Origin of the sequence: Candidatus Magnetobacterium casense (genome assembly GCF_000714715.1) — a bacterium.
GTDB classification, from domain to species: domain Bacteria; phylum Nitrospirota; class Thermodesulfovibrionia; order Thermodesulfovibrionales; family Magnetobacteriaceae; genus Magnetobacterium; species Magnetobacterium casense.
Genome location: NZ_JMFO01000010.1, coordinates 84,674 through 98,229, shown reverse-complemented (window position 1 = coordinate 98,229; position 13,556 = coordinate 84,674). Strand labels below are relative to the sequence as shown.

Below are 13,556 nucleotides of genomic sequence, written 5' to 3'. Positions count from 1 at the left end.
CCAATTTGTTTAGCTAATTGGTAAAATACATAAAGTGCACCAACTTGCCTGCTATGAGATATTTTGGCATAATGTTGGGATTGTAATGAGTCAACTGATACTATCTGTTTACCTGCTTTGTGGGCTTTCAGTGCAATATTCAAAGACTGAATTTGTTCCTCTGGCAAATGAGAAATATTTAACAAGTGTGTAACGACAATCTTTTTGCCGATCCTCTTACCTTCTGCGAGATAAGCAGTCTTATAGACCTTGCCCTTAACCACCTTTCTGTATATACGCACAAACATATATTTTCATAATACCATATTATTAAATAAATGTCAAGCATATTTTTTATGTATATTCGCACAAACAATCATGCTTGTAAATACTATATAATCTCATGTATGGCTAATCTACAAAAAATTCCCGCATGTATTTCTGGAACTTCCGATACAAGAAAGAAAGGGGCGGAGGGGGTGAGGCACGATTTTCCCGCAGCGGGTCGCACCCGCCCCTGCCGTAAACCGCCCTACTTCTTCCTTTTTTTAGCGTCTGAGAATGAGAACAAATTTATCGTGCTGGAAAACAGGCATTCAGGGCATCAGAAAGGTACCTATGGCTAGGTCTGTCTGGACATCCAGGTTTATGAAGGCTACACCCATTGAGAAGTTATTATCATCGACGATAATGAGCCTTTTTATTTCGCCTTTGACCTTTAGGAGAGTTTTATTGGGCGGCAGGTTAAAGAGCAATGTCAGGATGGCTCCTTCTTTTTCGTAGTTTTTAGAATAGCTTCGCATCTTACCTTCGATTCTTATACCGGTACGTGATATGTCGAGAATCTTACCCGATTTGGCATTTCTTGCAAAGGGGTCATGGATATCATCAATGGAATAAGCAACAGGTCTGTTTAGCTTGATACGGTAAAACTGCCGGTGGTTCAACTTAACCAGAAAGGTTTCCTTACACTTGGGACAGTTGAGCTTAAAGTTTTTTTCGGGTGGATTCTCACTTTTTACGTTTCCGGCAAAGCCACAGTCAGGGCACACCACCGACATAACACATGCCGGATATACAACTATAGAGTTCATGTCTTAATAAGCAGCTCCATTAAAAAAACATCCTACACGGTACCACTACAGGTAGGACACTGAGGGTCTTTACGTGTCTTAAAAGTCCTGAACTCAACGTTAGCGCCGTCCCAGACCAGGAGCTTGTTCTTGAGGTTTTGGCCAATCCCCGTAAGGAACTTGATGGCCTCCAGCGCCTGCAACGACCCTATAACACCCGGGGTAGTTCCCAACACGGGAAAGGTCTCCGGTGGTGGCGGCTCAGGGAACATGCACCGCAGACACGGTGTCTGTGGTACGTGGATAAAGGATAATCTGCCATCCATTCCCCAGATGCTGCCATAGACAAGGGGGATGCCCTTTGTCATTGCGCACTCGTTTAATATGTATCTGGTCTGAAAGTTGTCCATGCAATCTACGATGATATCGGCATTACCCACGAGGGTATTCACACTGTCCTGGTCTATCTTCTGTGTAAAGGCGGCTACTTCGACGTCGGGGTTGAGGGTGGCAAGGGATTTTTTGGCAGAGAGCGCCTTGTTTAATCCAAACCTCGTGTGGTCGTGCAGTATTTGTCGGTTAAGGTTTGACCAGTCGGGGCTGTCAAAGTCACATATTCTTATTGTGCCTATACCGGCAACGGCCAGAAAGATGGCAACCGGGCTACCCAATCCCCCCGCACCGGCCACAAAGACCGTTGATGCCTTGAGCCTCTGCTGGGTCTCTTCTCCCCAACTGGACATCATCATCTGCCTGGTATAGCGCTTTAGTTCTTCCTCTGAAAGGTTCATCAAATTCCTCCGAAACATATATGTCAAAAAAAAAGAGCCGTTATATTGATGACAAATGCCGATTGATCAGTGTTTAAACACCCGGCTGTAGATATAATCTACGTGTTTGAGGTAGTCTCTGACGTCAAACAACTCGTCAAGTGTCTCAGGTGTCAGATACGTTTTTATGTCATTGTCGTTTGCAAGGAGGGTTCTGAAGTCTGCCTCTTCCTGCCAGGCCTGCATAGCAAGTCTCTGTACGGTGGCATAGGCGGTCTCCCTGCTCAGACCCTTTTCGATCAACGCCAGGAGTACCTTTTGAGAGTTGTACAGGCCCAATGTCCTGCCAAGGTTTTTTTGCATCGCCTGCGGATACACGACAAGCCCCATGACGATGTCCTTGAGGCGGTTAAGCATGTAGTCTACCAGGATCGTGCTGTCGGGGATGATAATGCGTTCAACACTGGAATGGCTGATGTCCCGCTCGTGCCACAGGGCAACGTTTTCAAGGGCTGCCTGTGCATTTGCCCGCACCACGCGCGCCAGTCCGGAGAGGTTTTCGCTCCCGATGGGGTTTCGCTTGTGCGGCATGGCCGAAGACCCCTTCTGACCTACGCTAAAAGGCTCCTCGGCCTCACGCACTTCCGTCCGTTGCAGGTGCCGTATCTCCACGGCGATCTTCTCTATCGTTGAGGCCACTATAGCCAACGTCGTCAGGTACTGCGCATGGCGGTCGCGCTGAACAACCTGCGTGGCCACAGGCTCCGGAGTCAAACCGAGCCTCTTAAGCACGCCCTCCTCAACCTCCGGTTCTATCGAGGAAAACGTCCCAACCGCACCCGATAACTTGCCCACGCTGATGACCCTCTGCGCCTCCTGCATTCTTTGGACATTGCGCCTCATCTCCTCATACCACAGGGCAAACTTCAACCCAAACACCATCGGCTCGGCATGTATCCCGTGCGATCTGCCAATACAGACCGTGTCCTTGTGATTGAACGCCTGCTCCTTAAGCACAAGCAGGAGGCCTGCTATGTCATTGATGATAATATCGGCGGCATCCCTCATAAGTAAGGCCAGCGATGTATCCAGTATATCCGACGATGTCAGCCCCATGTGTATAAAGCGCCCGGACTCCCCAACGTGCTCGGATACAGACGTCAGAAACGCTATCACGTCATGCTTGACCGTCAACTCTATCTCTGCTATTCTGCCCACATCAAAGCCGGCCCCCTCTCTGATAGCCCTCATATCCCCCGGCGGGATCATGCCCCGCTGCGCAAATGCCTCACACACGGCTAACTCCACATCCAGCCACTTCTGATACTTCATCGGCAGTTCCCACAACTGCCTCATCTGTTTTCGTGCATATCTGTCTATCATCTCTATTAAGCCTTATCCTTATTAATCTCTTATAATGTTGCCACTTCAACCGCAATATATATAACTATCTATGATACCATACATTGCAGTGAATTTGTGATATAAAAAGTTGTTACGGTAGCTCAAGAATCAGGTTAGCTATACTGATCACTGAGTTTTTAAGGTCAGAGGAGTATCGTTATACTGGTTCTTTTCGTTTATCTCATCGAAATTGAGGATGTCCAGGTATTCCCACTCTCTGTATGCGACAACATGTAAACCCTTTCTGGTGGCGTATGCAATAGTGTTATCCGCAACAAATTCCCTTTCTTCCTTATCCTTTTTAAGCCATTCCTCGAACTTTTGCTCCCGTTCTGCTGCATCGAGTTTGATTGCTTTCATCTCTTGACGAAAGGTTTCGTTGGTTTGCACCAAATCCCTATGAAGCTCAATTACCTCCGCCATGAGGTTCTCTAAGCGATCAACACGTGCTTCCAATATCATCTGCATATTCTTATTCTCCTTCTATGCCCTATTCATCTATGGTAGCATGTTCCGTAACCGATTGACAACTGTGCTGTGAGATGTGGGTGTATAAATTTTCTTGCTGTAAAAAAATCCTGTGATGATATATATACTGAAATGACACCGTTTTTTCAGGCATGATAATTGAGTTTAAAATAATGAGGTCAAGGGGAGGACGGAGGGGGTGAGGCACCCCTGCCGTAAACCGCTCCCCTTCTTTACTCTTTTTTAGTAGATGCTCCAGTCGCTTGGCACGCCGTGATCGGCATAGTCTCCGGAGTTAATCGTCGTGCCGTCCATAAACCAGATGTAGACGTCGCCAGTTGAACCGTCCTGCCAAAGCATGTCGGTCTTGCCGTCGCCGTTGTAGTCCCCAACCGACTTCACGCTCCAGGTATCAGCGCCGGAACCACGCACCGACACACCCGCTGACTGATCGGCACCGCCTTTGGGCTTAACGAAATCTCCACCCTTGATCTTTATGCCGTCCATCAGCCAGACGTATATCTTGCCGGTATCGACGTCCTGGAGATGTACATCGCTCTTGCCGTCGCCATCGTAGTCGGCAATTGACCTGATCTGCCATTGATGTGGTATCCCCTTGGCCACAAAGCCGCTGCTTCCCTGTATCTTGACACCGTCCATGAGCCAGACATAGACGTCGCCGGTGTCCTTGCTCTGCCAGAGGATGTCGGTCTTGCCGTCGCCGTCAAAGTCATCCGACGCTATGACCTTCCAGTTCTTTGGCACCCCGTTGGCCGCGAAGGCCGCGGATTTCTTTGAAGCGCCGTTCATCAGCCAGATTGCAACGTCGCCGTTATTTGAGTTCTGCCATAGGATGTCGCTCTTGCCGTCGCCGTCAAAGTCCTTCTTCGTCTTCTTGCATGCACCGGTAAAATCGGCGGTGATGCTTCTTGTTGCCGTCATGTTCACCGTACATTGATTGCCGATGGTTACGTCGCATCCAGTCCAGCCGTTAAAGGTCGATGCGTTATCCGCCACCGCCGTGACTATCACCTGTGTGTTAAGCGCATACAGTGCGGTACCGGTGTTGCCGCTCCAGTTGAGGCTGCCAGTTGACGTTGTTATAGTGCCATCACCGGTGCCCTGTTTTGTGACCGTCAGCGTTACCGGGGTTGGTGTCGGTGAGGGCGTTGGAGTTGGGGTTGGAGTTACTGTTGGCGTAGGCGTTGGTGTTGCCGTTGGTGTTGCCGTAGGTGTTACAGTAGGTGCAGGAGTTGGTGTGGGTGTTGCCGTCACCGTAGGAGTGGGCGTTGGAGTAGGTGTCGGCGTGGGAGTTACCGTGGGTGTGGGCGTAGGGGTTGCAGTAGGTGTTGCAGTAGGTGTTGGTGTGGGAGTCGGTGTAGACGTTGCTGTAGGTGAAACGTCCCAATAGCCCACATCCCACGTCATGCCGTCCCACGTACTGACCGCCCATACCGATGACGCCATCAGCAGCCCTATCATTAGTGTTAAGACAATTCTTCTCATCCTGTCGTCTCCATTATGTCACTTGGTTTGATGTTCAAGCGACTTCACCCTGTCCGATAATTCAGCGATAGTCTTCTGCTGCTCCTGGACTATCTTCGTAAGCAGTGCGACCATGTCCATTGGGCTTAGACCCTTGCGGTCCTTTGTGGCTACCAGATCAGGGACGTCCTCTGCTACGAAGCCGATGTGGTGTTCGTCGTCGGCCTTGTACTTGAATGAAACCGGTTCGAGTTTGTTAAACGCAAGCATGGCGTCTTCGGATGTAAGGCTCTGGATGTCTTTCTTGTACTCGCGGCTTGAGGCGTTTGTCCATACGCCGCCGGTGGTTACGTAGGCACCGCTGCCCATGTGCAGGGGGTAGGCGGGGGTCGTTTGGCCGATGCCAAGTTGACCGTCTTTGTCAACTATAATCTTCATCGAGTTATAGTTGGCAATCCCCAAAAGCGGCCTATTTACTGACGTTCCGCAAGACCACCCATTATAACTGGTACAGCCTGCAGCAGCGGGTCCTATTATTAATGCTGGTACGCTGCCTGAATTTGCATAGTAATTTATCGATGGGCTTATCGTCATATAATCAGATGAATAACGGACCATTCCCACTAAAGTTGGAACAAATCCTTGACCAGTTCCACCATATTGAAAATAGCCGTTTAAGTCACCTAAATATATCCCTCCTTCATCTGTAGAATTTAAAATCGATATTCCTAACCCATCTGATTTGTTTCCCTGGATTGATAGAGTTAGAAAACTATCGGTCATACTTCCAGTATAGGTGTGTGGTGCAATGACAACTTTCCCACCACCATAAAACAAGTTACTCCCCGACTTATCCCAACTCCTCTCCCCCAGGTAGGTGAAGTTGGCATTGACCTCACTGGACTTGGCGACCGTCCCCGACGTGAACACGTTTGGCACCGATCCTGCGTATGCCGACAACGTCAGAAACAGCAACGCAACAAGCGCTACGTTAGCCCCAACTACTTTCTTTAAACCTGTGTTACTAAACCTCATCTTAAAGTACCTCCGAACTGTGTTTAATTTGCACGCAAAATGCGTGAGCGCCCTTTGATTGCTACTTCGCTGATGAAAAAGGCCGTACAAGATACAACAATGACGTTGATAAGTGGTAGTCCAATTAGACGCAAAAATACCGTGAAAAAGAAAAAATATAGGGGTCTTAAATCTTAAGGTTGCTGAAGGTGCGCTAGAGAGAGAGCAAGACATGCGCCAAAACTGGAATATCCTGGCATATCAGGCTGAAAATAATCTCTCAATCGCATAAAAAAATCTCCTTCTTCACATTCTTTACTATATCGCAGAATCTCATTTAAACCTGTAGCTGCGGCAGACATTGTTCAACGGCAAGCTCAAGCGTTACCCTGCAGGTACAATCTCAACTGGGCTACTGACGTGGACCTCTTGATAAGCGCCCTGAATTCATCAAGTTTATCGACCTTATCAATGCCCCTGAGCATATCCATAAGCTCCAGTCCCTCCGGACCATACTTGATTTCAAGCATCCCTTCTATCCCTTTGAGTTCGCCTTCCTGTCTGCCTTTGAGTTCGCCCTTTGTAAATATATCCTTAAAGAACTCGTATTCATCCAAATCAATTGTTATCGGCATGTTCAGTACCTCCTGTTTTACCTTGGCGGCCAGATTTCTTAATCCGGCAAGATATAGAAATTTCCTTATATAATTCTCCCTTTTTCTGGGTTGTAACCGGTAGAGTTTAGCAAGAATCCTCTTTATCGTAACATCGGCATCGTCGAACCTGCACAGAATAGCCAATATGATATCATCAGGGTCATCACTGTCAATGAGTTGGTTGCCGTCAAGAGTACGGGCGTCTATCAATTCGTAGGAATACTTTATTCGTTTAAACTTCATACTGCTTTTCATGTTTAACGGCTTATTACCGATATACAAGACAATCTGTAACGGTAACTTCTTGTACTGGTTGTATATGAACCCGGAATAGAGATACATACGCCCCAACATATCGCTATCGTTTGACGATTGCATCTCAATGTGGGCTATATTGCTATCAGGCAGCTCAATCAAGATATCGACCTCCCTTATCTGAATATCGGGGAACTGGATATCTATGAATTTGCCCGTATCATACCCCGTCAGCAGCTTCAGAAACCTCCGCGGCGCATCTTTAACGATATCCTTCAAGACTATATCATACTTCTGGTGCATGACTATTATGATAATACCAAAGGAGTATCCATGTCAACAGTTAATTTTTGCACACACGGTGAATTTATTTGTTACTGTAAATATTTCTGTGATGATAGAAGGTTAAGCCCTATGGGGTCAAGGGGACTTCTTCGTGCCCGGGGCGGGTGCGACCCGCTGCGACAAGATTGCGCCTCGCCCCTCCCCTTGCAGGGGGTTCTGAAGGGGCCAGGTGCGACTTTTATGGCAGGGGTGCCTCACCCCCTGGAGCGAAAAAGAAGCGGAGCCGTCCCTTTCTTTTTTTTGAACCGTGCTATACATAATCATCACAGGATTTTTTACAGCAAGAAAAAGTTTGGTATTTATATAAAAAACCCTGTGTAGTTATTCTTTTTCCCATTTGAGGGCATGTTTATCGTGCAGGGACAGCACCATGTCGGTGAACTCCTTGAGTGTGGCCCGTTCGGTGGAGGGCAACATACAGCGTTTCACCAGCTCGTATGAACCGTTGTACCTCTTCAGAGACTCAAGCTCCTCTAAGGGCCTGTCCCCCTGCAAGGTCAAAAGCCGTCCCTCAAGCAGCCACAAGGCAAGGGTGCCAAGCAGATAGACAACCGTTTTTTCTATCTGAAAGCCGTCGGATAAGACCTTCTGCGGATTTGGTACGCGGCGAAATTCGGGCGTCATAAAGACGTTATGGCTTAAAAACTTGTGGAGCTTCCTGTGAAGCATTACTATGTCCTTGTCCATCGACAGCTTTGATATGCCCGTGCAGGAGAGGTAGACCGACTCGCCATCCCAGAACAGATTAGAGGGATGTAGGTTGGGGATAAACCACAACGGAGAATGACGCCTTACAAGTGTGGCCAGACTCAGCAATACCCCTTGTATGACGTTTAACGGCAGATTGCCCAACATCCTCTTTAACGGGGTGGCAGCAATGTAGGTCTCGACCTGGACACTCCAGCGCAGGTTGCGGTGGACGTTGACTATGGGGGTAAAATTCCCTGAAAGGCTCCTTATCCTGGCATCCGAGGTCAGGTCTATGTGCTTGTACCTGTGGGGGATACAACGCAGCACCACTTGGCAACGTCGCATGTGGCTGTAGGCCATTATGGTCAAAAACAGGCCGTGGTCTCTTATCGGCGCTATCGGGATGTAGTCGTTGGCCACGTGCCTGGGGAATCCGGCATGTACAAGCGCCTTCTTCAGCATATTGTTGACAATGACCTCCACGCGGGGGATGAGTCGTTGACGTTTGTAGAAGGTCAGTATCCTGACCTGTTCCTCAAGGGTGCGTATCCTCTTAAAGAAGTGTTTTTCGTACTTGTAAAAATAACTCTCTATCTTGTAGTCGGCCAGTTGACTCAGAAATCTCGTAAATCCGGGATTAGGGACATCCTTGTTAGCGGCAAGTATTTGCCTGTGCAGATAGTTAAATGCCGGTCTGTAGTCGTTGAGCTTGAGAAACTTCAGTGCCAGCTCGGACTTGATGGTAACAATGGCCTGATTGGTTGTCGTGTACTCGTAGTAATCGCGCTTTGTGAAGTGTCTGAGCTGGAACAACACCCAGCCAATAAAGGACTCTCTGCGCAGCTTCTTATAAAACAACCGCTTGTACTGATACAGCAGGTAACGATAAAACCCCCTGCTGTCTTCCTCGTTAAAGACACGGTTGAGTATCACCCTGTCCTCCAGCAACAGTAACACCTTATGCCACAGAAAGTCATCCCTGCAGATGAGCAGTGCCAAGAGCGTTTTTAGTCTGAGGTTGAAGAAATGCGATGGCCGCCTTAAGGAAACCCCTTCATTTAGCAGACTTTCGACATAGTATTCGGCCTCCGGATGCTGCGCAATAGCCTGCAACCACGCCCTCTTTACCTTAAAATAATAAAATATGACATAATATGCCTTTATAAATGTTTGATAGTTAAATATTAACAAAACAAAAAACGACAACGCTATTATGCCGGTCATGATCGGGACAAAGGCATCTATCAGCCCCTTGAGCAGATAGATGTCCTTATACAGCCCTGCCACGTTTCTGTCTTCCAGGAAATCGGGGTCGTTTCTGAGTATATATGCAAGCTCGTCCTCTATCCTGCCAGTCATTATCCAGTCCATGAGTGTGGAGTAGTCGTATTTGGCGGCTTTTTTCCTGATATCCTGCTTCAACCTGACAATCTGAAAGAACAGAGACTTTTCTTCCTTTACGGCCTTCTTAAACCTGTCCAGTACGCCCTGGAAATCGTTGTCGGAGGGGTAGAGTTGGGTCACCAGGGAGGCGATCCTGGCCATGCCGCGGAGGTTTCTCCAGTCCAGCGTGCTTGCCATCTCTTTAAGTATGGCGACCATCTCCTGGGAGGGATACGTCCCCTGGTTGAGGTATCCGGTTATGTTGGGATACAGCAGGGACAGGTTTAGTACCACATCGGGGTCGCACACGATCTGCTTTGGATGTTTTACCTGTTTCTGGATTGTTATGCCCAGCGGGACGTATTGGTTTTTGCCTGCATGTTGAGGATACAGATATATCTCCTGCAAGGGGGGCATGGTGGCGCCAGGTTGACCAAGCTGTTGCCTGGAGTTGTCGCCGAGGGTGTGGAGGTACAGGCCATCGTCATCCTGGAGGATGACAAGAGGGGTCAGTGAGGTGTCTGCGTTCTTTCTGAGATATATGGGCATATTGTTGCTCAAGCCGCCCACTAATGACTTTGAGACAAGGTCGCCGCTAAAGGCATTGAGTTGCCACAGGGAGTTCTTCTCAGGCAGGGGCAGGTAAAGGGCAGGGGGAGTGCCCGGGAGCATCAGGGCCGGCAGTTGACTGTTAAACCGGTAGTCGTGTTCATTGAACTCCTTTAACGATTGCAGGGATAGCTCTTGGACGGTTGAGTCCCACTTGATCACGTAGAAGTCTATGGTTTTGTTAAATGATGGCGCTATCATACGCCAGGTGATAATGTCTCCGTCTGTTTCTTTGATGAGGGTTGGGATTACGCGCAGCTCGTTCTTGAGACCAAAGGTATACTTTGCGTACTGAAAGTCGGAAGTGCCCGAAAGAAAGACGTCTGCGTAGGGTTTGTTCTTGTAGGTGTAGGGGATCATAAAGTCGTAGACGCCATCGTCATTGCAGTCCTCAACTATTGGCGAAGAAAAGGTAATGCCCTCAACCTTGTAGTTGTGCAGACTGACGTCCTTTTGTCCTTTGCTTATGGAGCCGTCTATGAGGTAAAGTCCCCTTGCCGGGATAAGGATATCGATGTTGCCATCGTTATTGAAGTCGGCCAGGGCAGGGCGGGAGACAATGCTGCCATCGAGTTCAACCTCGACCAGTTTGCTAAAGTCGCTGCCCGATATGATGACCATCGTGCTCTTCTGAGCTGGATCGCTGAATTCGGCATCCCTGCCAAAGGCCAGGATATCGGCATTGCCATCCCTGTTGAAGTCTATCATGATAGGGTTGGCCTTAACGGATTTGCCGATCTTGAGGAACCGGTACTTTTTGCCGCCCGGTCTGAGTGCAAATATATACCCCTTGGTAGTACCAAAGATTATATCATTGCTACCGTCGCCATCTATGTCGCCAAACTGGATGGTGGTTGAGATGTCGCCAAAGTCGTTATTCCAGGAGCCGCTCTCCGGGGGAAACACCCACTGACTGTTGGCCGTAGCATTTACTCTGCCAGGTAACATCAACAGTAACGCAACAAAAAACAGACATGTCCTTACTCGCACTATATGGTTATTATCAAATAGTTTGCAACAGATTGTCAAAGGCTTTTATTTTTGTCTTCCGGTCAAATGCGATTGCGACGTGTATGACAAAAGTTACTTGTCTGTGTGAATTCACATACCGATATATGTATCTTCTGACTCTTTCTTAAGGTGAATGGGTAAATTAGGTATTCCCCTCCCTCATTCTCTTCCACAAGGGGAGAGAGGTTAAAGAGACATCATATTTTCCCTAATCTCTGAATATCGCCTTCAATATCTTCTATCTCAAGATTTGAGATCGGTATGTGGTTATCTGCAAGTATCCTTTCGAACTCATAACGTGAGATTCCGACTAATATTGCTGCCTTTCCAATCGTTAACTTACCCATCTGGTAGTATCTGATTGCTGAAAAAAGTTTCAGGTCGTTCTCTATCTCGACTTCCGTCTCGTTTAATGCTGTAAATACATCCGTTGGAATATCTACCTTTATAACCTTATGCAACATTCTATTAACCCCCTCTTGCCTTCTTTTTTAACGCTCCAGGAGGGGGTCAGTGCCCCTCCTGCTCAATGCGCTCCCGGTATCGTGGTAAGACTTTGTAGTTTGCCCCCTTTTATCTCTTGTTAGTAGTTTTTTACTTCTTCAGTTTTCTTTCGATTTCTCTGACCTTTGGGTGCTCCATCAATCTTGTGAACTTGGGGTTTGCCGAAAGCGCAGCGACATCATTGGCGTTTATGGCGCGAATAATCTCCGGATCGTTTAGTACCTGCTGAAAATCCGGGTCATTTTTCAGCGACATCACGATGTTTAAGATATCAGGGTTTTGTAGCATCTCCTGCTGAAGGTCCTTGGTATCCGTCGCAAAGACGGGTGTAAACATACACCCCAGCACGATGAATATACTGACAAGCATCTTCAAAAAGTGCAGCAACAACCTCACCCCAATGCCAGAGGCCCCCTTGGGTGCGTAGTCCTTGTCCTTGTTGTTCCATGCCGTGGCCGCTATATCCAGATGTACCCACGGTGTGTCACCAACAAACTCCTTCAGAAAAGCCGCCGACGTCATGAGACCTCCTTCTCTGCCGCCTATGTTTTTGATATCCGCCGTGTCGCTCTTGAGATACTCCTTGTACTCCTCGTACAGGGGCATCTGCCATACACGCTCGTAGGTTTCGGCAGAGGCCTTCTTTAGTCTGCCCATAAGGTCGTCATTGTTGCCCATCATGGCAATGGCCTCGTTACCAAATGCCACAGAACATGCACCCGTGAGCGTGGCCATATCGATGACCTCCTTGGGCTTGTAGTGCTTAATCACGTATCCGAGGGCATCTGCCAGGGCAAGACGTCCCTCTGCATCGGTGTTGAGTATCTCTATGGTTTTGCCGGTAATGGCCTTTACGACATCGCCGGGTCTTGTGGCCTTGCCTCCGGGCATGTTTTCCGTTGCCGGCAACACGACTACAATATTAACGGGCAACTTATACCGGGCTGCACCCTTGATTATGCCCAGCGTTGCCGCCCCTCCGGCCATGTCGTACTTCATCTGCTCCATGCCATCTGCCGGCTTCAGGGACAATCCGCCGCTGTCAAAGGTGACCGACTTCCCCACAATGGCAACAGGCTCTCCTGTGCCTCTGAGATATTCAAGGATAATGAACTTTGGCGGTTCCGCTGATCCCCTGGCAACGGCCAGGTACGACCCCATCCCCTCCTGTTCGATCTCACTAAGTTCGAGTACCTTTACCGTGACGTCCTCAGACCTCAGTGCCAGGGCCGCATTACTGAGCTGCGTTGGGGTCATGTCGTTTGCCGGTGTGTTGGTGAGGTCCTTGGCAAAACCCACCGCACTGACAACCACCTCCAGCCACTGCACTGAGACGTCATCGGGGGAAGCCAGGACAACCACTTCCACGATCTCCCTGTCATTGGCGTCGTCATCGGTTGGGGTCTTGTATCTCTTAAACTGGTACTGACTCAGGAGCGCTCCCTCTAAAAAGTAATGCGCCGCTCTGAAGTGGGCATCCAGGGCAACCCCATCGGTCTTCAAAACAGACGTGGCTACCGTCACGGAGGAAAACCCCTTACCCTTGAGGGCGGAAAACGCCTTGCCTCCGCTGCGTCTGAGTTTGTCCTGCGATAGCTCCGACAATTTGCCCAATCCCACCAGGAGCAGGCACTGAGTGTTGATGTTATTTACGTACAGCAGGGTAGTTTGGCCGTGTTTGCCGCTAAAGGCCCTGGTATCAAACACCCTCTTTATCAAACCGCCTGTCCTTTCGTCTATACCGGCATAGAAATCAGTCCTGTCGCCCTCAAAAAAAGGCAGAACCAATACTTCGGCCCTTACGGAATCCTCCGATTCTCCACTTATCTTGATCTCCATCTCTGAATCTCCTCAATATATATATGTGCTTGTCATGTTTAGCTATAAGGTAGCATTTTGTTTCATATTCT

General features: G+C 48.5%; 11 protein-coding genes and 1 pseudogene. 1 reads left to right on the top strand and 11 read right to left on the bottom strand.

Annotated features, from left to right (window positions below; all coding sequences use genetic code 11):
* The 7 genes and pseudogenes from Mcas_RS18795 to Mcas_RS18480 form a co-directional block, all read right to left on the bottom strand.
* Window positions 1–263 (bottom strand): annotated as a pseudogene (locus Mcas_RS18795) (hypothetical protein); the annotation flags it as partial.
* A 312-nt stretch (window positions 264–575) separates the two neighbouring features.
* On the bottom strand, window positions 576–1,073 hold the full coding sequence (locus Mcas_RS07585; protein ID WP_040334906.1) for a PilZ domain-containing protein: 498 nt from the start codon (window positions 1,071–1,073) through the stop codon (window positions 576–578).
* Between the two features lie 32 nt (window positions 1,074–1,105).
* Window positions 1,106–1,843 carry a HesA/MoeB/ThiF family protein gene (locus Mcas_RS07580; protein ID WP_040334905.1) on the bottom strand — a complete coding sequence of 246 codons (738 nt, stop codon included), beginning with the start codon at window positions 1,841–1,843 and terminating at the stop codon, window positions 1,106–1,108.
* 66 nt (window positions 1,844–1,909) lie between these two features.
* The gene (purB, locus tag Mcas_RS07575) at window positions 1,910–3,205 is read right to left on the bottom strand and encodes an adenylosuccinate lyase (protein ID WP_040334904.1); all 1,296 of its coding nucleotides are present in this window, start codon (window positions 3,203–3,205) and stop codon (window positions 1,910–1,912) included.
* Between the two features lie 147 nt (window positions 3,206–3,352).
* Window positions 3,353–3,694 carry a hypothetical protein gene (locus Mcas_RS07570; protein WP_040334903.1) on the bottom strand — a complete coding sequence of 114 codons (342 nt, stop codon included), beginning with the start codon at window positions 3,692–3,694 and terminating at the stop codon, window positions 3,353–3,355.
* A 243-nt stretch (window positions 3,695–3,937) separates the two neighbouring features.
* Window positions 3,938–5,200 (bottom strand): FG-GAP-like repeat-containing protein, encoded by a 1,263-nt coding sequence (locus tag Mcas_RS17515; RefSeq protein WP_156033246.1) that lies wholly within the window; start codon window positions 5,198–5,200, stop codon window positions 3,938–3,940.
* An 18-nt stretch (window positions 5,201–5,218) separates the two neighbouring features.
* Window positions 5,219–5,617 (bottom strand): tail fiber domain-containing protein, encoded by a 399-nt coding sequence (locus Mcas_RS18480; protein WP_162176278.1) that lies wholly within the window; start codon window positions 5,615–5,617, stop codon window positions 5,219–5,221.
* Window positions 5,618–6,062: 445 nt separating this feature from the next.
* Between Mcas_RS18480 and Mcas_RS18475 the strand changes: the two genes are divergently transcribed.
* Entirely contained in the window at window positions 6,063–6,272 is a 210-nt protein-coding gene (locus Mcas_RS18475) for a hypothetical protein (protein WP_162176277.1), read from the top strand.
* A 298-nt stretch (window positions 6,273–6,570) separates the two neighbouring features.
* Here the strand turns inward: Mcas_RS18475 and Mcas_RS07555 are convergent, their stop codons facing one another.
* From Mcas_RS07555 to Mcas_RS07535, 4 genes are all read right to left on the bottom strand, one after another.
* The gene (locus Mcas_RS07555; protein WP_040334900.1) at window positions 6,571–7,407 is read right to left on the bottom strand and encodes an RpnC/YadD family protein; all 837 of its coding nucleotides are present in this window, start codon (window positions 7,405–7,407) and stop codon (window positions 6,571–6,573) included.
* Between the two features lie 363 nt (window positions 7,408–7,770).
* Window positions 7,771–11,079, bottom strand: coding sequence for an FG-GAP repeat domain-containing protein (locus Mcas_RS07545; RefSeq protein ID WP_040334898.1), 3,309 nt, complete (start codon window positions 11,077–11,079; stop codon window positions 7,771–7,773).
* A gap of 260 nt (window positions 11,080–11,339) precedes the next feature.
* Complete coding sequence (locus Mcas_RS07540; protein ID WP_040334897.1) at window positions 11,340–11,606, bottom strand: UPF0175 family protein; 267 nt, start codon at window positions 11,604–11,606, stop codon at window positions 11,340–11,342.
* Window positions 11,607–11,736: 130 nt separating this feature from the next.
* Window positions 11,737–13,485, bottom strand: coding sequence for a leucyl aminopeptidase (locus Mcas_RS07535; protein ID WP_052566994.1), 1,749 nt, complete (start codon window positions 13,483–13,485; stop codon window positions 11,737–11,739).
* Window positions 13,486–13,556: the final 71 nt, after the last annotated feature.